Origin of the sequence: Phyllobacterium sp. YR531 (assembly GCF_000282595.1) — a bacterium.
In the GTDB taxonomy this organism is placed as follows: domain Bacteria; phylum Pseudomonadota; class Alphaproteobacteria; order Rhizobiales; family Rhizobiaceae; genus Phyllobacterium.
The window spans coordinates 61,246-85,027 of record NZ_AKIZ01000030.1 but is presented as its reverse complement, the minus strand read 5'-3'; the positions used below and the strand labels follow the sequence as shown (position 1 = coordinate 85,027).

Here is a 23,782-nt window from a genome sequence, read left to right as displayed (position 1 = left end):
ATCCGTGCGACATCTCCGATGTGAAAAAGCCATAATGTGGCGTTCTAGCCAAACTCTCGCCAAGCGCACCCGCATATCCGTCAGGTCAGAATCATGTCTCAAGCCCCTTCCCGCTTCCGCAGCCGCGCCGTGAAACTGGTAATCTTTGCCATCATTGCGGCTTTTATCGTCTGGCTGCTGGTTGCAAAGGTATTTTCATCCGGCAAGGCACCGGAGCAAACCGTATTCACAGCACCGGTCGCCCTTGGCTCTATTGAGGAAACCGTGCTTGCAACGGGCACACTTGAGCCTGTGCAGATGGTCAATGTCGGTGCGCAGGTTTCAGGGCAGGTCAAAACGCTTTTTGTCGAATCCGGCCAGCCGGTAAAGGCTGGCGACCGCATTGCCGAAATCGATTCCGTGCCGCAGGAAAATGCACTTCGTGTGGCAAAGGCGGAGCTGGCGAACAGTCAGGCGTTACGCAAGGTCAAGCAGGTTCAGCTCAAAAAGGCGCAAGCCGCCTATGAGCGCCAGACAACCCTGCTGGAGCAGAAGGCCGCCTCGCAAATGGCTTTCGACACTGCGGAATCCGACTATTTTGCCTTGCAGGCAGAAATTGCTTCCCTTGGCGCGCAGATCGAACAGGCCGAGGTCAATGTCGAAACAGCAACTTCAAATCTTGGCTACACCCGTATCGTTTCGCCCATTGACGGCACTGTCATTGCGGTCGTCACGAAACAGGGCCAGACGCTCAATTCGTCACAGACAACGCCTACAGTGGTGATCGTTGCCAAGCTTGATACAATGAACGTCAAGGTCAAGATTTCCGAGGCAGATGTATGGCGCACCAAGCCCGGCCAGAAGGTCTGGTTCACCATCATGGGTGATGCACAGACCAAGTATGACGCTGAGTTGGAGCGCATTGATTTTGCCCCGCCCTCGATCACAACTGATGCCAAATCCAGTGTTGAAACGGATAGCAGCAAGAACGCCGCAATCTATTATGACGGCTTGCTGACTGTGCCAAATCCGGACTCCCGTCTGCGCACGAAAATGACGGCGCAAGTGCATATCATTATCGGTTCGATCAAGGACAAGCCCATCATTCCATGGTCTGCCCTCTCCGCCAGAGAACCGGATGGCCGCTACAAGGTGACGGTAAAACTGGCCGATGGAAAAACCGAACAGAAGTTCGTCAAGGTCGGCTTGACCGATATGATCAAGGCCGAAATTCTTGAGGGCCTGAAAGTCGGTGATGAAGTTGTCATCGAAGCTGGTGCTACAGCTCCTGACGCGACACAGGCAGCCAATGGCGGGGCACCGGCGTCATGAGTTCGGCCCTCCTCGAAGTCAAACAATTATCTCGTATCTTCTCAGCTGGCAGCGAGGAAGTCGTCGCGCTCAACAATGTTGACGTGTCTATAGCAGCCGGAGAATTTGTGGCGATTGTCGGTGCCAGCGGTTCCGGCAAATCAACCCTCATGAACATTCTTGGCTGTCTCGATCAGCCGACCAAGGGCAGCTATACCATGGCCGGGCGCGAGACCTCCGGCCTGACCAAGGATGAACTGGCCGAATTGCGGCGCGAACATTTCGGTTTCATCTTCCAGCGCTATCATCTCATGCCGGATCTTGGCGCCATCGCCAATGTGGAAATTCCCGCCGTCTATTCCGGGGCACCAAAGGGTCAGCGCCGCGACCGGGCCATAGCTATTCTGGAGCGTCTTGGCCTTGGTGATCGCATGGACCATCGTCCCAATCAGCTTTCCGGTGGCCAGCAGCAGCGTGTTTCCATCGCGCGCGCATTGATGAATGGCGGCGAAATCATCCTTGCCGATGAGCCGACCGGCGCGCTGGACAGCAAGAGCGGCGAAAACGTCCTCGATATCCTGAAAGAGCTTCATGCCGCCGGTCATACGATCATCATCGTGACCCATGACATGGATGTTGCCAGCCATGCCGACAGGATTATCGAAATCAAGGATGGCGTTATCGTTGCCGATCAGCGCAAGCCTGACAGACCTGTTTCCGCATCCGCCAAGCTGACGCAATCCCCCGAGCCCGCCGGCTGGCTTAGTGGCTTTGTGCGCCGCCTGATGGAAGCATTGCCGATGGCGCTACGTTCCATGATTGCCCACCGCACCCGCACTGCCTTGACTATGCTTGGCATTATCGTCGGCATTGCCGCTGTTGTTGCAGTTGTGGGCCTCGGTGAAGGCGGGCAGCGCATGGTGCTGCAGGAAATCAACGGGCTTGGTGCCAGCACGATCAGTATTTTTCCCGGCAAGGATTGGGGTGATGAAAATGCCGCAAAGATCAAAAGTCTGGTGATTGCCGATGCGGAAGCTTTGAAGTCACAGCCCTATGTGGACAGTGTTACGCCGTCTGTCTCTGCGACTGGAAAAGCGCAGTTCGGCAATATTTCTGTCGATGCGACCATTAATGGTGTCGGGGATAATTATTTCCGCGTTGTCCAGCGTAAAATCGTACAGGGCAGCTTCTTCGATGCGCGAAGCCAATCCATGGGGCTGCAGCAGGCGGTCATCGACGACAATACAAAACAGGCCCTGTTCAAGAATGTTGCAAACCCCGTTGGACAGGTCATCGTTGTTGCCGAAGTCCCGGTCGTCGTCATCGGCGTTGCAGCCAAAACCACCGGCGGAATGGGCGGGGATAAGCGGCTGCAAGTCTATGTGCCTTATACCAGCCTCTTCACCCGGATAAGCGGCGCGGGAAGTCTGAACGAGATCACCTTGCGCGTCTCCGACAATGTCGACACTCAAGCTGCCGAAAAAGCCATTGTGGCGCTTCTCGAGCGCCGCCACGGCACCAAGGACTTCTTCATCTTCAACAGTGACCAGATGCGAAAGACCATCGAAAACACAACGCAGATCCTTTCGCTGCTCATGTCGTCCATTGCGGCCATCGCCCTTGTCGTTGGCGGCATCGGCGTCATGAACATCATGCTGGTTTCGGTGACCGAGCGTACCAAGGAGATCGGCCTGCGTATGGCGGTCGGCGCGCGGCAGATTGACATCATGCTGCAATTTCTGATTGAGGCTTCGGCCGTCACCGTGACGGGTGCAGTCGTCGGCGTTGGTCTTGCTCTGGCGATTGGTGCCGTGTTCGCGCCGATTGGAAGTTCGTTCCCGATGATCGTATCGGTCAACGCGATCATGGTGGCCTGCATCACGGCTGTCATTGTCGGATTGACCTTCGGATTCCTTCCTGCCCGAAAAGCAGCACGACTCAACCCGATCGATGCATTGGCGCGGGATTGATATCCGCAGGAATGCTTTTCTAACAGCCTCCCTGCCTCTTGCATGGGTCACGCTTCCCACGTTATTTATCGAATATTGGGGGACACATGAGCCAGATACTTATCAATCAATATTTGAATGATCTTGACCGCTATAAGAAGATTTCCGGCTCGCTGACCGAAGGCATTATATCGGAAGCATTCAAGGATTTATTGAAGGATTGGTCGCGGCAGGCCAATCTGCATTTCATCAATCAGTATGAATTTGTCTCGACACAAAAAACGCGTATTAGGCCAGATGGCACCATCCTGCATGATTTGCGTGTGCCACTTGGCTATTGGGAGGCAAAGGACACCAATGATGACCTTGACGCGGAAATCGCCAAGAAACTGACCAAAGGCTATCCGCAGGACAACATCATCTTCGAAGATTCCGTCACTGCTGTTCTCATTCAGAACAGGCATGAAGTCTTCCGTTGCAAGATGGTGGACAAGGCAGAACTCTTGAAGCTGCTCAAGCTATTCTTCGGCTATGAGCGGGCGGAAATTGCCGAATTCCGCAAGGCAGTCGAACAATTCAAAGCGGACATCCCATTCGTTTTGGAAGCGCTGCGCGAAAAGATCAATGATGCCTATTCCACCAATGCGCCTTTCAACCGGGAAGCCGAAAAATTTCTTGCCCAGGCAAAAAACACCATCAATCCTTCGGTTACGGAAGCTGACGTGCGAGAAATGCTGATTCAGCATATTCTGACTGAAGAAATTTTTGCTCATGTCTTCGATCAGGGCGACTTTCACCGTGAAAACAATATCGCGCAAAAGCTCTACGCCTTGGAGGCTAAGTTCTTTACGGGCCAGATCAAGCGCGAAACCCTCAAAGGGCTGGAAGCTTATTATTCGACTATCCGCGCCAATGCCGCGCTGATCACCAGCCATTCGGAAAAACAGAACTTCCTGAAAGTCATCTACGAGAACTTTTACAAGGTCTACGACAAGAAGAAGGCTGACAGACTAGGCGTCGTTTATACCCCTAACGAAATCGTCAAATTCATGATCGAAGGCGCTGATTGGCTTTGCCAAAAGCACTTCGGTAAAAACCTGATTGATGATCATGTGGAGATACTTGATCCCGCTACAGGAACCGGCACCTTCATTTGCGAATTGCTCGAGCATTTTCGCGGCCAGCCGCAAAAGCTCGCGCATAAATACAAGAACGAGTTGCACGCCAATGAAGTGGCGATCCTGCCTTACTATGTTGCCAATCTGAACATTGAGGCGACCTATGCGGCTATCACCGGACAATTCGCGGAGTATCCCAATCTCTGCTTCGTCGATACGCTGGATAATGTGGCCGGGCTGGGCATCAAGGCAGGCTACCAGCACGATATGTTCGCCGGAATGTCTGAAGAAAATGTCGAGCGTGTCAAACGCCAGAACAAGCGCAAGATATCCGTTATCATTGGCAATCCGCCCTATAATGCCAATCAGGCCAACGAAAACGATAATAATAAAAACCGCGAATATAAGCGGATCGATGAACTGATTAAATCAAGCTACATACGGCTTTCGACAGCTCAGAAAACCAAAGTCTATGACATGTATGCGCGGTTTTTCCGCTGGGCGTCCGACCGCATGCATGATGATGGCGTGCTGGCTTTTGTGTCCAATAGTAGTTTTGTAGACTCTCGGACATTTGATGGTTTCCGTAAATCTGTAGCCAATGACTTTCATGAAATCTATATCGTAGATTTAAAGGGGAACGCACGAACCAGTGGGGACCGGCGAAGACGTGAAGGTGGAAACATTTTTGACGATCAGATTCGTGTCGGCATAGCCATCAGCTTCTTTGTCAAAAAGCGGAAAGCATCAGGATCTACAATCCGATATGAAGCCGTCCGCGACTATGCCAAATCGGATGAAAAACGCGGTTTCCTCGCGTCAAAGCCGCTTTCACAGCGCCCCTTTGAAATAGTTCGACCAGATAAGAATGGCAACTGGATTAACCAAACGCTAAGCGACTGGGATCATTTGATCCCAGTTGCTGACAAGAAGACAAAAGCCGCGAAAACAAAGGGGCAAGAAAAGGCGATTTTCCGGCGTTATTCCCAAGGTTTAAAAACAAATCGAGATGAATGGGTAATCGATCAAAACGCTTCTAACACTGGGCAAAAAGTACGATTTCTTATCGATCATTATAATCAAGTACTTAAAGAGTTTGATTTTTCGAAATTTTCGAAAACGGATGCTCCTAATACAACAATCAAGTGGACAAGAAAGCTGAACCGCAATGTAAGGCAGCGTGTTCCTTTGAGGTTCTCCGGTGAAAAAATATCTAGTTCAATTTATAGACCGTTCGTAAAATCTAATGTCTATTACGACAAAATTCTAAATGAGGATCTATACCAACTGGATGAGATGTTTCCGTCCAGTGATAGTAAAAACTTATGGATTTCCTTTGTAGAGGGCAAACGTCTCGATTTTATGGTTTTCGCCGGGGAAATAATTCCAAACTATGCGCTCATCTCTTTAGATCCCATTCAAATTACGCCGCGATATCGTTACGCAAAAAATGGCGAGCAGATCGACAATATCACCGATTGGGGTTTGAAGCAGTTTCAAACGCATTACGGCAAGGATACCGCGATCAGCAAGGACAACATTTTTCACTATGTCTATGGCGTCTTGCATGATCCGCTTTACCGCGAGAAGTATGCGCAGAATTTGAAGCGTGAATCTCCACGCATTCCCTACTATCCGAATTTCCACAAATGGGCGGAATGGGGCAAATCCTTGATGGATATTCATATCAATTATGAGACTGTCGAGCCCTGGCCACTGACCCGCATCGATACACCGGATGAGAAAGCCCGTGCAGCCGGGGTGCAACCAAAGGCTGCACTTAAAGCCGATCTCGCCAATGGCACCATTCGTCTCGATACCGAAACGATTCTTTCCGGCATTCCGGAATCGGTCTGGACATATCGCCTGGGCAATCGCTCAGGTCTTGAGTGGATACTCGACCAGTACAAAGAGAAGACGCCAAAGGACCCGACCATTCGCGAAAAATTCAACACCTATCGATTTGCTGACTACAAGGAAAAAGTGATCGATCTTTTGATGCGGGTGACGCGGGTCTCTGTCGAGACGATGGAAATCATCGGGAAAATGAAATCTGCGAAACGCGATTGAAAGCTTGAGACAAAGTTTGCGCGTTTTAGAACCGCATTTCTGCGTATCAGACCATATTTGCAGCAAATTTGCTGAAAGTCAGAGCAAAACTGTCGATTTTGGGAGCAAAATTACAATCGCGGCGTGAAATTTGGTTGTTAGTAGTTGCATTCCTCTTTGCCGCATGGCTTTTCCTAACAAGTCCGGTTATGAAAATTGCGGACGATTTCACGAGGCCGGAATGCGGAAATCTTGGAACGATTGGCAGTTAGTGGTGCGCATGCTTTGCGCGCTCGCGCTCGTATTCGTCGCCTTTGCCCATCAGCCGGTTTCCACCGCTTTTGCCCAGCCTGATCTTTCTGCCTATACGCTTCCGGATGGCACTTTGCCCGTGCTGTGCCTGACCGATTCCGGCGATACGGATCATCATAAATCTGCTTGGCACGGCAATGGTTGCGAGGCCTGCCGCCTTTCCGCCTCGGTTATCCTGCCGGTCCCTCCTGCGGCTTCAGGTCAGAAAATCGAGCCATTACAGTCACTTGCTGTCAAGCAGGAAGCCGCGCTCATTGCGCGGCATGCCTATCCGCCATCGGCTCCGCCGCAAGCCCCACCCTTCGCCTGATACCAACCGCGCCCTCAAGCGCTTGAGTATGGTCCCGTTTTCACGGGAGCATTCCCGTTGGCCGTCAGACGATTGGAAAAACTATGGCCGCGATTGCCGAGGCTGGCAAAAAGCCTAACAATATCAGTGTATCTCTCTACCGCGCCGTCTGGCGTTGGCATTTCTTTGCGGGCCTTCTGGTCATTCCGTTCATGATAAATCTTGCCGTCACCGGCGGTCTTTATCTCTTCAAGGACGAGATTGACGATACGATTTTCGCTTATCGCAATGTGGTCGAACCCAAGAGTGAATCTCTAGCTCCTTCGCTGCTTGCAGAAAATGCCCGGGCAGCCGTTCCCGGTTCAAAAGTGGTGCGCTACAGGGTTCCTTCCGACCCGTCGCACTCGGTTCGCGTGACCGTTGGCACTTCTGCGGAGAAGACGCTGGTTTTCGTCAATCCGTATAGTGGCGCGGTGCTTGGGACTGTTCCCGAGGAGAATGAATTCAACCTGGTTGTAAGGCGCATCCACGGTCTGAAATATTTCGGTATTGTTTTCAATAAGATGGTGGAAGCAGTTGGCGGACTGGCGCTCATTCTGGTCGTCACCGGATTCTACCTGTGGTGGCCACGCAAACAAACTGGCGGTGTGGTCAGCGTGCGTGGGACACCTTCCAAGCGCGTGTTCTGGCGCGATCTTCATGCTGTAACCGGTGCATCTGCCGGAGCGCTGATCTTCTTCCTTGCGATCTCCGGAATGCCTTGGTCCGGTTATTGGGGTGGGCAGGTGAATGCCGCACTTTCCAGTTCGGGCATGGGCTATCCGACCCAGCTTTGGGATGATGTTCCGGTCTCAGCCATACCGACAAAAAACGTAGTCGATCATGCCGGTTGGACCGTGGAAAATGCACCAGTTCCCACATCCACACCAAATGTATCAGGCAAGAGCGTTAGCCTTGATCAGATCGTTAAGTCTGCCAATGATGCGGGTGTTGCGCCCGGCTACGAAGTCTCCATGCCGACCGGCAGACAGGGTGTCTATACTGCCGCTATTTTCCCGGACGACATAACGAAGCAACGAACGATCCACTATGATCGGTATACAGGCAAGCCGTTGATTGATATCAATTTTTCGCAATATGGCATAGGCGGGAAAGTGATCGAGTTTGGTGTCGGCGTCCATATGGGTCAATATTGGGGCCTCGCCAATCAGATCGTCATGCTGCTGACCTGCCTTGCCATTGTTCTGACTTCGGTGACTGCAATTATCATGTGGTGGAAGCGGCGTCCTTCGGGTCGGTTGGGCGTACCACCAATGCCCTCGCAGACCAGTGTGTTTATCACTCTGACGCTTGTGATTCTCGGGTTCGGCATCGCCTTTCCGCTGACCGGCTTCGCCATACTTGCCATGCTAGTCATCGATCAACTGATCACCCGTATTCCCTCACCCCTGAAACGTGTTTTCTCATAAATATCCGAATTGGAGATCTCCTTATGAAAACCCTGTTCCGAACTGCCGCCTTTGCCCTTTTTGCTACGTCGCTGTCATTCTCGGCTATAGCACACGATCACTCCAAAATGGGCCAGAACGACGCTGCAGCCATGTCTGAAGAGATGATGGAGCCTGTAGAAGCTGGCGATTTAACCCTTAGTGATGCTTTCACCCGTGCAACTCTGCCTGGAGCGAAAGTTGGCGGCGGCTATCTCAAGATCGCCAACTCGTCCAGCGAAGCTGACCGTCTGATTGGCGGTTCAAGTCCGGCTGCCGAACGTGTTGAAGTGCATGAGATGAAGATGGACGGCAATGTCATGCAGATGCGCCAGTTGAAGGATGGCCTCGAAATACCTGCTGGCGGTAGCGCTGAACTAACCCCTGGTGGCCTGCATCTGATGCTGATGAATATCACCAAGCCATTGAAGGAAGGCGATATGATCCCCGTTACTCTTGAATTTGCCAAGGCGGGGAAGGTCGAAGTCCAATTCATGGTTGGCGCTGCAAATGCCTCAAGTATGGAGCACAACTGATGAACGTTCGTCTTCTACGTTATACTTTGTGGGCGGGTATAGCTGCTCTCTCAATCTTTCTGGTTCTTACCTATTTTAGCGGGCGCCAGACGAGTGCCCCTAAATCTGTGGAACTCGGTGCACCATTCAATCTGATTGATCAAAATGGCGCACCCATTACAGAGGCAGCGTTCAAGGGGCATCCAACCGCGCTGTTCTTCGGTTTCACCCATTGTCCGGAGGTCTGCCCGACAACGCTGTTCGAAATGGCCGGATTACTGAACACTCTTGGTGAAGAAGGAAAGGATTTGCGCGTTTTCTTCATATCGGTTGATCCGGAACGCGATACCCCGGAAGTCATGAAAGGCTATACAGCAGCCTTTACCGACCGGATAACCGGCATCACCGGGAAGCCCGAGGAAATCGACAAGCTGGTCAAGAGCTGGCGAATATACGCCAAGAAGGTGCCCACCGAGAATGGCGATTATACAATGGATCACACAGCATCTGTCATGTTGCTTGATCGTGATGCCCGCCTGAAAAGCACGATCGATTATAAAGAAAACTCGGACGTTGCCCTGAAAAAGCTGAAGCTTCTCATCGCCGGCTGATTCCCGACAGAATTGTCCTCTTTCCGCACGTGAAGTCAGAGGACAATTCACTCGAATTGACACTTCGAGAACATTTGTATACTAAAAAACTCATAATTTCCTAGAATTATTCTAAGCTATTGATATTTTTGGACGTTTTAAAAATTTAGTATTTGACATCCTGTTTTTCAGCAGCCTTTATGCAATCGTACAATGAGTACATCCCTTTGATGTCTGGGCCTTGAACCCGTTCGATTGGAGGACCTTATGATTGGTCTTTTTCTGCCACGCCAACGCGTGGTTTCTTTGCTGAGCCTTCAGCACTCGTCTTATGCTTCGGGTCCTGACAGACCTCTACGCCTGCTGTCTCATGCATTGCGCAATGGCTCACTCACCCTCGCTCGCAATATTCAGCAAGATGGGGGTCGCGATGTTTCCGCGTCTATCTGAGAATCAAAACCACACTGGTTGCTATTTTGATCGCGCCCCTGAAAAACTGGTGCTCGAGGGCTATCGCCGGTGGACTGCCGGGTTTGAAACCGGCTCTGTGGTTGCGTGGGAAATGGCCTATGGTCTCTATAGCGAGATTCTGGGCGATCGTAACGGCAATCGTGCCCTATCGGAATTATCGTACTTCATTCGCACATTGCGCCATTGCGCCTTGTGTCCCCTGAAGACATTCCCGTTTGGCTCCCACCACGTTTGCCGTGAAGAATGCATGACACTGGGCCTGATCGCAGGTCTTCAAAATTGCGACATGGTTGCAGCACGAACATGCCTTAATGCAATGGCATGTCCTTCCCGTCACGAGGAAGTCGAGAACGCTGCAATCACATTTGCCGAAACACTCGCAGAAATGGATCAAGTGCTTTTGCCTATTCCAAAGTCTGCAATCGACGACATTATTTCCCGCCCGATGCGCGCGAAATATCATTAAGGAAGGGGAGAGATCATGATCATCAGTTCACGCCGGGAACGGCAATTGTCTGTAGCAGCGACCGCTTTGCTCACCGCCGCTATTTTCGTCATGCCCATCAAAACGCCCAAGGTGGAAACCACGCGCGCCGAGCTTACAGGCTACGTCAAAATTGCTGACGCCACACCTGTCAAACTGACAGTTCGCAAGTAATCAGCGCATGCTTAGAAAAGTTGGGCCTTGAACAAGGCCCAGCCGTTCTTTTTTGCAATGGAAATAACCCCTTAAAAAACATAGACTACTATTTCTGTAGACTATGCGTATCCGGTAGAATTTTCTAATTTTTCGATATAAAAGGAATTCTTTCTAACGCCCCATTTTGAGGGGCTCTGCTACGCTTCAGTCTCAATCATACGGAGGCAGGCATGAAAAATTACCGATTATCGATAGCCTTCGCAACTGCGCTGCTTATGGCAACAGTTGCGTCACAACCAATGTCTGCAGCCTTTGCGGACACAACGCTTTTGAACGTATCTTACGATCCAACCCGCGAACTCTATAAGGATTTCAATGCGGCCTTCGCAGCCAAGTGGAAAGCTGATACAGGCGAGACTGTAACCATACAGACTTCTCACGGCGGCTCAGGCAAGCAGGCGCGTGCAGTCATTGACGGTCTTGATGCCGATGTGGTGACACTGGCACTCGAAAGCGATATTTCCGCAATTGTAGGCGCCACGAAGAAAATTAATCCAGACTGGCGGACGAAATATCCGCACAACTCTGCGCCATATACATCAACCATTGTGTTTCTGGTCCGGAAGGGAAATCCGAAAGGCATCAAGGATTGGGGCGACCTGATCAAGGACGGTGTAGAGGTCATCACACCGAATCCTAAAACATCTGGCGGTGCACGCTGGAATTATCTTGCCGCATGGGCATGGGCAAATGGCCAGTTCGGCGGTGATGAAGCCAAGATCAAAGAGTATATCGCAACACTTTTCCAGCATGTCCCTGTGCTTGATACGGGTGCCCGCGGTTCAACTACCACTTTTGCGCAGCGTGAACTCGGTGACGTTCTCCTCGCGTGGGAAAATGAAGCCTATCTTTCTCTCGACGAATTTGGTGCCGACAAGTTTGATATCGTTGTGCCACCACAGTCCATTCTCGCTGAACCGCCTGTTGCCATTGTCGATGCAAATGTCGACGCAAAAGGCACCAGGAAGGCCGCTGAAGCCTACCTTCAGTATCTCTACTCGGAAGAAGGTCAGACGCTTGCAGCGAAGCATTTCTACCGCCCGAGCGAGCCTAAACTTGTATCCGCAGATCTTCTGAAGAAACTGCCGGAGTTGAAACTGGTAACAATCGATGATCCAATCTTCGGTGGATGGGCTAAAGCACAGCCTTATCACTTTGGAGATGGCGGAACATTTGACCAGATTTACAAGCCGAAACAGTAAAAATATGAAATCCAACCTTGCAAAAGCAGGTTGGCAGCTAAACCTGGATGGAGTTGCCATATGACTCCATCCCGTTTCAAGAGGCCAAGTATCATTCCAGGATTTGGAATGACGCTTGGCTTCACGCTTGCCTACCTCGCACTTATTGTCCTTATCCCTTTGGCGGGTCTTGTATGGCGCTCAGCAGCTCTCGGCTGGGGTGGCTTCTTTAGCGTTGCCATTGATCCCCGCACTATCAATGCACTCAAGATCAGCTTTGGCACATCGCTTGTCGCGGCTCTGGTAAATGTAGTCTTTGGCGTTATCGTTGCCTGGGTTCTGGTCCGTTACCGTTTCCCCGGTCGTCGCATTATCGACGCGATTGTGGATTTGCCGTTTGCCTTGCCGACTGCTGTCGCGGGCATCGCCCTGACCGCGCTTTATGCAAAAAACGGCTGGATTGGAAAATGGCTGGAACCGCTCGGTATCAAGGTCGCATTTACACCGTTGGGCATAATCATCGCGTTGATCTTTATTGGTCTCCCGTTTGTTGTCCGGACGGTGCAGCCGGTCATGGAAGAAATCCGTAAAGAGGTTGAAGAAGCTGCCGCAACGTTGGGTGCAACCCGTTTTCAGACGATAACGCGCGTGCTTCTGCCCGGGCTCCAACCTGCCATCCTGACCGGATTTGCACTGGCATTCGCCAGAGCTGTTGGTGAATATGGATCGGTTATTTTTATCGCGGGAAATTTGCCTTATGTGTCGGAGATTGCACCATTGCTGATCGTCATTCGACTTGAAGAGTTCGATTATGCGGGTGCGACAGCCATTGCGACAATCATGCTTTCCATATCATTTTTGATGCTGTTAGTGATCAACCTTATTCAGGCGTGGAGCCGAAGGAGGTATGGCTATGGCACATGAGCAGCCTGCAACCCATGAAACTACCAAGGCATGGCACCCGGCGACGACGGAAAGCCGTACTGCCCGGTTTGTTTTCATCACTATCGCGCTAGCCTTTCTTGGCCTCTTCCTTTTGCTGCCGCTAGTCGCTGTTTTCGTTGAGGCTTTCCGCAAGGGGCCAGAAGCCTACCTTGCTGCATTTGCCGAGGCCGATGCGCTGGCGGCAATACGTCTGACCCTCTTGGTTGCGGCAATTGCCGTACCATTGAACGTTGTCTTTGGGGTCGTTGCCGCTTGGGCGATCGCCAAGTTCGAGTTCAAGGGTAAAGCCTTTTTGACAACGCTGATCGATTTGCCCTTTTCCGTGTCTCCCGTCATTTCCGGACTGGTTTATGTTCTGCTCTTTTCATCGCAGAGTGTCCTTGGACCATGGCTAAAATCACATGGAATAGAAATCCTCTTCGCTGTCCCGGGCATCGTGCTCGCAACTGTATTTGTCACATTCCCTTTTGTCGCGCGTGAGCTGATCCCGCTCATGCAGGATCAGGGCACGACTGATGAAGAAGCAGCATTGTCTTTGGGCGCAAATGGCTGGCAGACTTTCTGGCATGTCACTTTGCCCAATATCAAATGGGGCTTGCTCTACGGTGTTCTTTTGTGCAACGCCCGGGCAATGGGAGAATTCGGCGCGGTTTCGGTCGTATCAGGCCACATTCGCGGCCTGACCAATACGATGCCGTTGCATGTCGAAATTCTTTATAACGAATATAATTTTGTTGCTGCTTTCGCAGTGGCTTCGCTACTTGCGCTGCTCGCGCTGGTAACGCTCATTCTCAAGTCTCTGCTGGAGTTGAGGTATGGGGCGGAACTGCGTGCTGCCGGCGGACACTAAGGGGAATATTTATGGAAGTTCGTGTAAGTGGTGTGCGCAAGGAGTTCGACCGGTTTCCGGCGTTGCACGACGTATCATTGGATATAAACTCGGGTGAGCTTATCGCCCTTCTCGGTCCATCGGGGTCGGGTAAGACGACGCTCCTTCGCCTCATTGCTGGCCTTGAAACGCCGACGGATGGAAAAGTGTTCTTTGGCGAGGAGGACGCCTCTCTCAAATCGGTACAGGAACGCAATGTCGGGTTTGTTTTCCAGCATTATGCTCTGTTCCGCCATATGACAGTCATCGACAATGTCGGCTTCGGCCTCAAGGTGCGTCCTAGTGCCAATCGCCCGAGCAAGGAAGAAATTCGCAGACGTTCGTCAGAGCTTCTCGACTTTGTTCAGCTTTCCGGACTGGAAAAACGCTACCCGGCGCAGCTTTCTGGTGGTCAGCGGCAGCGTGTGGCACTGGCGCGTGCGATGGCCATCGAGCCGCGTGTCCTGCTTCTGGATGAACCTTTCGGCGCACTTGATGCCAAGGTTCGCAAGGAATTGCGCCGTTGGCTGCGTGAAATTCATGACAAGACCAAGCACACCACGGTTTTCGTTACCCACGATCAGGATGAGGCGCTTGAACTGGCCGATCGTGTTGTTGTGATGAGCCAAGGCAAGATCGAACAGGTTGGCACGCCGGACGAAGTATACGACCGGCCTAATTCGCCTTTCGTCTACAGCTTCATTGGGGAGTCCAGCTCGCTTGATGTAAGTGTAAAAGCGAAAACGCTCTATCTTGGTAATGAAGCACTCGACCTGCGAAGTGACCAAGCGGATGGCGATGGCGTTCTCTATTTCCGCCCGCATGATGTGGAACTGGTCGAGGGATCGGAAGCCAGCATAAATGGGATAGTGGTTGCCAGCCGCCGCGTGGGCGCAACCCGCCGCGTAGAACTTGAGATTGACGGTACTGATAATCGCGTCGAGGTTGAAATCCCGGCCGACCATCCTGCGAAAGTGGGCTCTCCACTCGGATTCCTGCCAAAACATTGGCGTGTCTTTCGAAAGACCGACTAAAAATTAAATTTCAAAGCCGGAATTTTCGAATTCCGGCTTTTTTGTTTGGCAGACAATTTGAAGCCTTTTGGTGGTTTCGGAGTCATTTTGTTTATTTTTGCCCGCTATCCGAGCGGCCATACATAATTCGTTATGGCAATCTGACTCATTTTCATCAAAACTGATCGGTAACAATCAAAGTGGTGATAGCGTCATTGCTCTGAACCGATTAGATCGTAAAATGCCGTCTTATATTGCAATCCCGAAGATTTTTTTCTTCCAACCGAAACGAAGCAAATGCCCTCATTAAGCTTTTTTCCAGCGTTCGCATCTCAGAAGAAAACCGTCGGCCAGATTTTTTCTGTTCAGCCGAACCCTATCCGGGCACATTATAAGTCGATTGACGATATCCGCGATCTCGGAGCACGGGTCGCGAAGGGCGAAGATGTCCGCCTGCCCGACTATGAGCCGATGGTTTTCGAACAGAGAACCGTTGAGAACGCACGGTTGATCTTACACTCTTACCGCTCTTCGGATGCGGCCGCCCGTAAAGGCGAAACCATTACTCCGGCGGCTCAATGGCTGCTCGACAATTACTATCTCGTTGATCAGAACATTCAGCAGGTCGAACGCGATCTACCCAAGAAGTTCATTCGCCAGCTACCCTCTCTGGTCAGCCAGCCGGGTGTACCGCGCGTCATGGCGCTGGCATGGCTTTATGTGGCCCATACGGACAGTCAATTTTCGCTGAACAGTCTCAGCGCGATTGTTGAAGGCTTCCAGACGGTCGAACCGTTACACATCGGTGAATTGTGGGCGCTTCCCTCCGCCGTGCGCTTCATCCTTATCGAAAATGCGCGCCGCCTTTCGCTACGTGTCGAACGTGCACGGCGCATGCGCGCCTATGCGAACAGCGTTGCCGATGAGATCACGCTGAACGCAGACAAAGATACCCTGCCGCAACTTCTGGAGCAGTATACCACTGCAGCACGCGACAGTACCTTTGCAACGCATCTTCTTTATCGCCTGCGTGGCGGCGCGATGCATTCCGGTGCGGCAGTCGCATGGCTGGAAGAAGTTCTGGAAAAGAACGGCAGCGATGCCGAAGATGCGATTATTCAGGAGCACACACGCCAATCTACCGGCGGCGTGACAATGGGAAATCTCATTCGCAGCTTGAAGGCCATTGATGACGTTGACTGGATTACATGGTTTGAAACAGTCAGCGGCGTCGATGCTGTCCTGCGTGAGAATTCAAACTTCGATGCGCTCGATTTTCATTCCCGCAATGCCTATCGCGTCGCCATCGAAAAGATCGCCCGCCGTTCAGGCAAGAGCGAGAACGATATCACACAGGTCGCGCTCGAACTCGCGCACAAGAGTGCAGAGCAAACTGGCGGCGAAGGCGGTGTCCCGGAACAGCGCAAACGCGATGTGGGCTATTATCTGGCAGGCGACGGTCGTCCGGAGCTGGAAGCAAACTGCGGTTACACGCCAACCATCATGCTGCGTTGGGTGCGTTTTTACAGAAACCTCGGCTTGGCCGGTCTGTGGGTTCCGGCTTCCATTTTCTCGATCGCTATATTGCTGGTCGTGCATTATTGGCTGACCCGAGCCGGTCTGCCGCGTGATCAGGTTCTGCTGTTTACAATTCTGGCAGTGTTTCCAACCATGGAAACCGCAAATGGCTTCGTAAACTGGATCATTCCAATGTTTATGCCGCCAACGCGACTGATCGGTTTCGAATACAAGAACGGTCTGCCACCTGAGGCAAAAACGCTCGTAGCTGTTCCAACTTTGATCACTTCACGCGATTCCGTGGATGAGCATATCCGTAACCTGGAAGTGCATTATCTGACCAACCCGCGCGGTGAAGTTTATTTTGCATTGCTCACCGATTGGGCTGACAGCAAGGTCGAGCAGACCGATGATGATCTGGACATTCTTGATTACGCTCGTGAGAAGATCACTGCACTCAACAGCCACTACACCCAAAGCAACCCTCGCTTTTTCCTCCTTCATCGCAAACGCCTGTTCAACGCTCAGGAAAACCGTTGGATGGGTTGGGAGCGCAAGCGCGGCAAATTGCATGAGCTTAATCTGCTTCTGCGCGGCGACAAGGATACGACTTACTTCCCCTCAAACGAGGAAGTGCCGACCGACATCAAATTCGTGATGACGCTGGACTCCGATACACGCCTTACACCGGATTCAGTCAACCGCCTTGCCGGCAAGCTTATTCACCCCCTCAATCGCCCGATTTATAGTGAAAAGGCCGGGCGCATTGTCAGCGGTTACGCCATTCTTCAGCCGCGCGTTACACCATCTTTGACGACCGGTGATGACGCCTCCTTCCTGCAACGTGTGTTCTCGGTCAATCGCGGCATTGATCCTTACGTCTTTGCAGTTTCAGACGTCTATCAGGATGTTGTTGGTGAAGGCACGTTCACGGGCAAGGGTCTGTACGACATTGATTTCTTCGAACTTGCCCTTGATGGTAAAATTGCTGAAAACACAATTCTGAGCCACGATTTGCTTGAAGGCGGTTATGCCCGCGCAGCTCTGGTCAGCGATGTGGAGGTCGTTGAAGACTATCCTACCGGCTATAATGTGGACATTTCGCGCCACCATCGCTGGACGCGTGGTGACTGGCAGTTGTTGCCTTACCTTTTCAGCACCAAACCGGGTATTACCGCCGTTACCCGCTGGAAGATGGTAGATAATCTACGCCGTTCGCTGACGCCGGTTTTCTGGATTCTGGCCTCAATTGCCGCTTGGACTCTCTTGCCTCCGGGCATTGCCGCCTTGTGGCAATTCTTCATGATTTTCAGCATGTTCATCGTGCCAACGATGATCCTGTTCACCAATCTCGTGCCCACGGATATGAACCTTTCGCTGAAGGGCCATTTCCAAGCCATCCTGACTGACATATTTGCCGGTGCTGCGGATATCGCGCTGCGTATTACCTTTATCGCCAATATGGCCTGCCTTATGGCCGATGCGATTGCGCGTACTCTGTACCGCCTGTTTGTCTCGCGAAAAAACCTCTTGGAGTGGCGTGCCGCCGCGCAAGCCAAGACAAGTTCGCCAGATACTTTGCAATATTACACCCGGCTTATGTGGCCAGCGGTCATTGTTGCTTTGGTTGCAATCATCCTGCCTCTCGCAGGTCATAGTCGGGCCTGGATGCTTGCCGTGCCGTTTGCCGCTATCTGGTTTTTCTCGCCAGTTATTGCCTGGCTCGTCAGCCGCTCTGCAAAGCCGTTGGACGATCTGATCGTCCGTTCATCCGACAAGGGCGAACTACGCCGCTTTGCCCGCCGCACCTGGCACTATTACGATACATTCGTTACCAAGGAGCAGAACTTTATTCCTCCGGATAATTTTCAGGAGGACCCGCATCCGGTTATCGCGACGCGCACATCACCAACCAATATCGGCATGTATCTGCTCTCGACTGTCGCAGCCCGTGACTTCGGCTGGATCAGTTTCAATGAGACCCTGACGCGCATTGGCGACACGATCGATACTCTCGAGAAAATGGAGAAGTATCGCGGCCATCTCTACAACTGGTATGAAACGACAACGCTTCGCCCGTTGCTGCCGCTTTATGTTTCGGCGGTGGATAGCGGCAATCTTGCCGGTCATCTCGTGGCTCTTTCTTCCGCTTTGGAAAAATGGGCTGAAGCGCCATCCGTCTATCTTCAAAGTGAACTCGACGGCATTCTGGACGTGAGTGATATCCTTGAAGAGACGGTCGCCGAAATTCCTGATGACCGCCGCGTTCTGCGGCCTCTGCGCCGACGCCTTGAGGAACGTGTAGCGAATTTCCGCCGTGCGATCACAACGATCAAGGAAGAACCGGAAACAGCATCTCTTCGGACAATTAACCTTTCGCTGTTCGCTGGCGATATCCAACGCCTGACTGAGGAACTGCATGGCGAACTGGAGACTCCGATAAGTCTCACGGCAAATGAGTGGGCATTGCTTCTGGTCAAGACTTGCCAAGGCCACACAGACGATGCGATGGGCGGTCACGAAAGCACTGATGTGTTACGCGAAAGGCTCGTTTCGCTTGCCACACGCGCCCGCCAATTGGCATTCGATACTGACTTCACGTTCCTGGAACGGAAGGAACGCCGCCTGCTGTCTATCGGCTTCCGGGTTGAAACAAACGAACTTGATGCCAGCTGCTACGACCTTCTGGCATCCGAAGCACGTCTGGCTAGCCTTTTTGCCATTGCGAAGGGCGATATACCTGTCGATCATTGGTTCAAGCTTGGTAGATTGCTGGTCCCCGTTGGCTGGCGCGGAGCTTTGATATCCTGGTCAGGCTCCATGTTCGAATATCTGATGCCGCCGCTGGTCATGATCGAGCCTCTTGGCTCAATGCTTGATCAGACCAACAAGCTGATCGTTCAACGTCAGATCGAATATGGCGAATCCAAGGGGTTGCCATGGGGCATTTCGGAAGCTGCCTACAATGCGCGCGATCCGGAGATGAACTACCAATACACCAATTTCGGCGTGCCCACGCTCGGTCTGAAGCGCGGCCTTTCGAAAAACTACGTTGTCGCGCCCTATGCCAGCATCATGGCCAGCCAGTATCAGCCGGCAGCCGCTGTCCAAAACCTGAATCGCCTGCGCGCGATGGGGGCACTTGGTAAATACGGCTTCTATGATGCCGTCGACTTCACCAAGTCGCGCGTTCGCGAAGATGAGGAATATGCGATCGTTCGTAACTACATGGCGCATCACCACGGCATGTCGATTGTTGCGGTCAACAATGTTGTCTTCGAAGGCCGCATGCGCGAACGCTTCCATGCTGATCCCGTTATTGAAGCGGCAGAGCTTCTGCTGCAGGAAAAGGCACCACGCGAAATTCCGGTATTGCAGGCCAAGGCCGACAATCCCATGCGTAAAGCCGTTGAAAGCTCGGAAGAGCCCGCGTCCATCCGCTACATCCCGAACCCGATGACCGCTCCACGTGCAACACAGATGATGTCGAATGGACATTACTCGGTGATGGTTACGGCAAATGGTGGGGGTTACAGCCGTTGGAATGGCTTGGCGATAACCCGCTTCCAGCCCGATCCCATTGAAAGCGGATACGGCACATTCCTTTTCCTCCGCGATATGGAAAACGGCGAATGGTGGTCTGCCACCAGCGATCCAGTCCGCCTGGCGGGAGAAAAAAGCACAACGATCTTCACCGACTACAAAGCGGAGTTTATCAAGGAGACCGGCACGATCCACTCCACAGTGGAAACCATCGTCGCTTCTGATTCCGATGGTGAAGGACGCCGTATTGTCATTACCAATACAGGCACCAAGGACCGCATAATTGAAGTTACGTCCTATGCCGAATTGGTACTGACCAATGACGATACCGACACAGCGCATCCGGCTTTTGCGAAAATGTTCGTGGAAACCGAAATTGATGAACGAGGCGATGCCATTTATGCGACGCGTCGCAAACGCGGTGCGGACGATCCCGATATTCATGTTGCCCATGTGGTCAGCGATGGCTCCGGTGCAATGCGTGAAGTGCAGGTGGAAACTGATCGCCGTGCCTTTATCGGTCGGGGACGCTCCCTGCACAATCCAGTAGCGTTCGACGAGGGCGTTACCCTGAGTGGCAGCCATGGCTTCGTCCTGGATCCGATTGCCTCTTTACGCTGCCGTGTCCGGGTTCCGGCGCATAAGAAAGTAACGCTGGTATTCTGGACCCTTGTACGGCCAAATCGCCAGGAGCTGGAGGAAGTGGTTGCCCGCTTCCGTCACCCGGATTGTTTTGCCCGCGAATTCTCCTTGTCGTGGACGAGTTCTCAGGTGCGTCTGCATCACATCGGCATCAACCCCGACGAAGCGGCCGTGTTCCAGCGGGTAGCGACAAACCTGATCTACCCGGAAAAATCCTTGCGGTTGCCTTCCAGCAGCATTGCCAGTGGATTGGGCAGCCAATCCGAACTTTGGCCAATGTCGATATCAGGCGATTTCCCGATCCTTGCTCTTCGTATCGACGATGAAGCCGATATGGAAACACTGAGAAATATTCTGAAAGCGCACGAATATTGGCGTGCAAAGGGACTGGTCGTTGATGTTGTTGTCATCAATGAGCGCTCATTTTCCTACGCCCAGGATTTCCAGCGTGGTTTGGAAGCCATGTGCGAAAACAGCCGTGCACGCGGCGGACAGTATGGACCTCGCGTTCATATATTCACCGTGCGCAAGGATCAGATGAGCGATGCCAGCTACAACACATTGCTGGCTTCAGCTCGCATCGTTCTGCACGCGCAGAATGGCTCTCTGTCCGAGCAGTTGAACCGCGTCACGGAGTTGGCTGCCGAAGCGCTTCCCGTGCCTGATGCCAAAGGGAAAGCTCTGATTGAGGCTGAGGCAGACGATCTGCGAGGAATTGCTCCGGCCCCGAGCCAGCTTTTGAGCAAGGCTCGCCCCAAGATTTCAGGAGATGATCTGCAATTCTGGAATGGTTTTGGCGGATTTGATATGGCGAGCGGCGAATATGTCGTGCGTCTGGGTGGGCTCACCTGCACGCCTCAGCCGTGGATCAATGTGATCTCCAATTCAGGTTTCGGCTTTCACGTGTCAGCGGAGGGAGCAGGCTTCACATGGTCGGGCAACAGCCGCGACTATCAATTGACCCAGTGGTCGAATGATCCTGTCATCAACCGCTCGGGCGAAGCTATTTATGTTGTAGACCTTGATAAGAACACAGCATTCGCACCTACCGCGTCGGTTCTGCGGGACCCTTCAGTTCAATATGAGACCCGCCACGGACAGGGCTATTCAACGTTCCTTTCCAAGCACGGTAATGTCGGACTTGAATTGACCCATACGGTCGATCCGGTACTGCCAGTAAGGGTATCCAGTCTTAAAATAACCAACCACGGCGGATCGCCTAAGCAGCTACGCGTTTACGGTTTTGTCGAGTGGATGCTTGGCAATGTCCGTGCGAAGACGGCTCCCTTTATCGTGCCATCATATGATGCGGAGAAGGGCGTTCTGTTTGCCCGGAATCCTTATGGTGTCGAGCGGCGCAACCAGATGGCTTTCTACGCAAGCAGCGTAAAGCCACAGTCCGTCACTGCTGATCGAACCGAATTTTTCGGCAATCTCGGTTCTGTGGAGCGCCCTGCCGCAGTTCTTCAAGCGAAGTCATTATCCAACCTCGTCGAGGCTGGTGGCGACCCTTGCGCTGCACTGGCGGTGGATATCGAGCTTGCTCCCGGCGAGACCAAAGAAGTGCTCTTCTATATGGGTGATACGGGAAATGCTGAAGATGCAGGCAAAATACTTGCCGAGCACAGCACCCGGTCATTCGAAGATACATTATCGGCCTCCAAAGCTATCTGGGCCGACTTCCTTGACGGTCTCCAAGTCGACACGCCGGATGATGCATTCAATGTCATGGTCAATCGCTGGCTGCCCTATCAGAGCCTGGCTTGCCGTATCTGGGCACGCTCGGCCTTCTATCAAGCCAGTGGTGCATTTGGCTTCCGCGACCAGCTGCAAGACACACTGTCCATGCTGATCCTCAATCCTGAACTCGCCCGCAAGCAGATATTGAATGTCTCGGCGCGGCAGTTCAAGGAAGGCGATGTCCAGCATTGGTGGCTTCCAACCACCGGCGCCGGCGTGCGGACGAAAATTTCCGACGATGTGGTCTGGCTTGGCTATGCAATTGCCCATTACACCTCCGTAACGGGCGACATGAGCATTCTTGATGAGCAGATCGCCTTTATCGAAGGACGCGCTCTGGAAGAAGCTGAGCACGATGCCTTCTACCAACCTACAATTTCCAGCGAGATCGTCAGCGTTTATGAGCACGCCGCCAGAGCGCTGGACCTTGCAGTTGCACGAACTGGTACCAACGGCTTGCCGTTGATGCTGACGGGCGATTGGAATGACGGCATGAACCGCGTTGGCGAAGATGGAAAAGGTGAAAGCATCTGGCTTGGCTGGTTCCTTATCAGCACATTGCGGGATGTTTTACCTATCGCTGAGCGATACAAGGATGCGGAGCGTGTAAAGCGCTGGCAGGCGCATATTGAAAGCCTCAAGGCTTCGTTGGAAAAGAATGGCTGGGATGGCGAATGGTATCGCCGTGGCTATTTCGATGATGGTTCACCGCTGGGTTCCAAGACTAGCGAAGAGTGTAAGATCGACTCGATTGCACAGTCCTGGAGTGTGCTTTCCGGTTACGGTGATCCTGATCGGGCCAAGCAGGCAATGAACTCTGTTGCTACCCATCTGATTGACGAGGAAGCACAGGTTATCAAGCTGTTCACTCCACCGTTCAACAAGTCGCGCCATGATCCGGGTTACATCAAAAGCTATCCAGTTGGTGTTCGCGAGAATGGCGGTCAATACACGCACGCAGCAACGTGGGCGGTTCTTGCCATGGCAAAACTCGGCAATGCTGATGAAGCCTATCGTTGGTTCAGCATGCTCAATCCTGTCAATCACTCGCTTGATCCAGACAAGGCTGAATCATATCGCGTCGAACCTTATGTCGTTGCTGCAGATGTTTACTCGGTTGATCCCATGCGCGGTCGCGGCGGATGGACTTGGTATACCGGTTCTGCCGGCTGGCTATACCGCGTCGCAACGGAAGGCATTCTCGGCATTACCCGGAAAGCCGACCACTTGTTCGTAGATCCCGCGCTACCGTCGAAATGGAAGAGTTTCAGCTTCGTGCTGCGCAATGGCGACGCCCGCTACACGGTTGAGGTCAAGCCACTTTCCAGCGGAACCAAAAAAGTTACAGTCAATGGCAAGAAGCTGACAAAAATCGACGATGGTATCCCGATGGAAAAATCCGGTGAGCATAAGGTAATCGTAGAGGTGCCCTCAGCGAGCTGATCCTCTCTCGATATTAATTCATCTTGATCGCCGCCAGTGAGATTCACTGGCGGCGATTTTTTGTTTATGAGCACTCTTCTCAGTTGAGAAAATTTGCAACTGGAAGCGATCTGACGCAT

At 52.4% G+C, this 23,782-nt stretch carries 14 protein-coding genes; all 14 read left to right on the top strand.

The window, feature by feature from the left end; all coding sequences use genetic code 11:
- Window positions 1-93: 93 nt before the first annotated feature.
- The 14 genes from PMI41_RS17530 (at window position 94) to PMI41_RS17465 (ending at window position 23,663) form a co-directional block, all read left to right on the top strand.
- A complete protein-coding gene (locus PMI41_RS17530; RefSeq protein ID WP_008127076.1) occupies window positions 94-1,311 on the top strand; it encodes an efflux RND transporter periplasmic adaptor subunit in 1,218 nt (405 codons plus the stop codon).
- Complete coding sequence (locus PMI41_RS17525) at window positions 1,308-3,260, top strand: MacB family efflux pump subunit (RefSeq protein ID WP_008127073.1); 1,953 nt, start codon at window positions 1,308-1,310, stop codon at window positions 3,258-3,260. Before PMI41_RS17530 ends, PMI41_RS17525 begins: the two co-directional genes overlap by 4 nt.
- Window positions 3,261-3,346: 86 nt before the next feature.
- Window positions 3,347-6,427, top strand: coding sequence for a type ISP restriction/modification enzyme (locus tag PMI41_RS17520; protein WP_008127071.1), 3,081 nt, complete (start codon window positions 3,347-3,349; stop codon window positions 6,425-6,427).
- A 220-nt stretch (window positions 6,428-6,647) separates the two neighbouring features.
- A complete protein-coding gene (locus PMI41_RS17515) occupies window positions 6,648-7,028 on the top strand; it encodes a hypothetical protein (RefSeq protein WP_008127069.1) in 381 nt (126 codons plus the stop codon).
- Window positions 7,029-7,111: 83 nt separating this feature from the next.
- Entirely contained in the window at window positions 7,112-8,476 is a 1,365-nt protein-coding gene (locus PMI41_RS17510; RefSeq protein WP_008127067.1) for a PepSY domain-containing protein, read from the top strand.
- A gap of 23 nt (window positions 8,477-8,499) precedes the next feature.
- Window positions 8,500-9,030 (top strand): copper chaperone PCu(A)C, encoded by a 531-nt coding sequence (locus PMI41_RS17505; protein ID WP_008127065.1) that lies wholly within the window; start codon window positions 8,500-8,502, stop codon window positions 9,028-9,030.
- Window positions 9,030-9,620 (top strand): SCO family protein, encoded by a 591-nt coding sequence (locus tag PMI41_RS17500; RefSeq protein ID WP_008127063.1) that lies wholly within the window; start codon window positions 9,030-9,032, stop codon window positions 9,618-9,620. Before PMI41_RS17505 ends, PMI41_RS17500 begins: the two co-directional genes overlap by 1 nt.
- 409 nt (window positions 9,621-10,029) lie before the next feature.
- Window positions 10,030-10,536, top strand: coding sequence for a hypothetical protein (locus PMI41_RS17490; protein ID WP_008127059.1), 507 nt, complete (start codon window positions 10,030-10,032; stop codon window positions 10,534-10,536).
- Between the two features lie 15 nt (window positions 10,537-10,551).
- On the top strand, window positions 10,552-10,728 hold the full coding sequence (locus PMI41_RS25105; protein ID WP_008127057.1) for a hypothetical protein: 177 nt from the start codon (window positions 10,552-10,554) through the stop codon (window positions 10,726-10,728).
- A gap of 212 nt (window positions 10,729-10,940) precedes the next feature.
- Window positions 10,941-11,972, top strand: coding sequence for a sulfate ABC transporter substrate-binding protein (locus PMI41_RS17485; protein WP_008127055.1), 1,032 nt, complete (start codon window positions 10,941-10,943; stop codon window positions 11,970-11,972).
- A gap of 60 nt (window positions 11,973-12,032) precedes the next feature.
- Window positions 12,033-12,875, top strand: a complete 843-nt coding sequence (gene cysT, locus PMI41_RS17480; RefSeq protein ID WP_040855684.1) for a sulfate ABC transporter permease subunit CysT — start codon at window positions 12,033-12,035, stop codon at window positions 12,873-12,875.
- Window positions 12,865-13,746, top strand: a complete 882-nt coding sequence (cysW, locus tag PMI41_RS17475) for a sulfate ABC transporter permease subunit CysW (protein WP_008127051.1) — start codon at window positions 12,865-12,867, stop codon at window positions 13,744-13,746. Before cysT ends, cysW begins: the two co-directional genes overlap by 11 nt.
- An 11-nt stretch (window positions 13,747-13,757) precedes the next feature.
- Complete coding sequence (locus PMI41_RS17470) at window positions 13,758-14,798, top strand: sulfate/molybdate ABC transporter ATP-binding protein (RefSeq protein WP_008127049.1); 1,041 nt, start codon at window positions 13,758-13,760, stop codon at window positions 14,796-14,798.
- A 276-nt stretch (window positions 14,799-15,074) separates the two neighbouring features.
- Window positions 15,075-23,663 carry a glucoamylase family protein gene (locus PMI41_RS17465; protein ID WP_008127048.1) on the top strand — a complete coding sequence of 2,863 codons (8,589 nt, stop codon included), beginning with the start codon at window positions 15,075-15,077 and terminating at the stop codon, window positions 23,661-23,663.
- The last annotated feature ends 119 nt before the right edge of the window (window positions 23,664-23,782 follow it).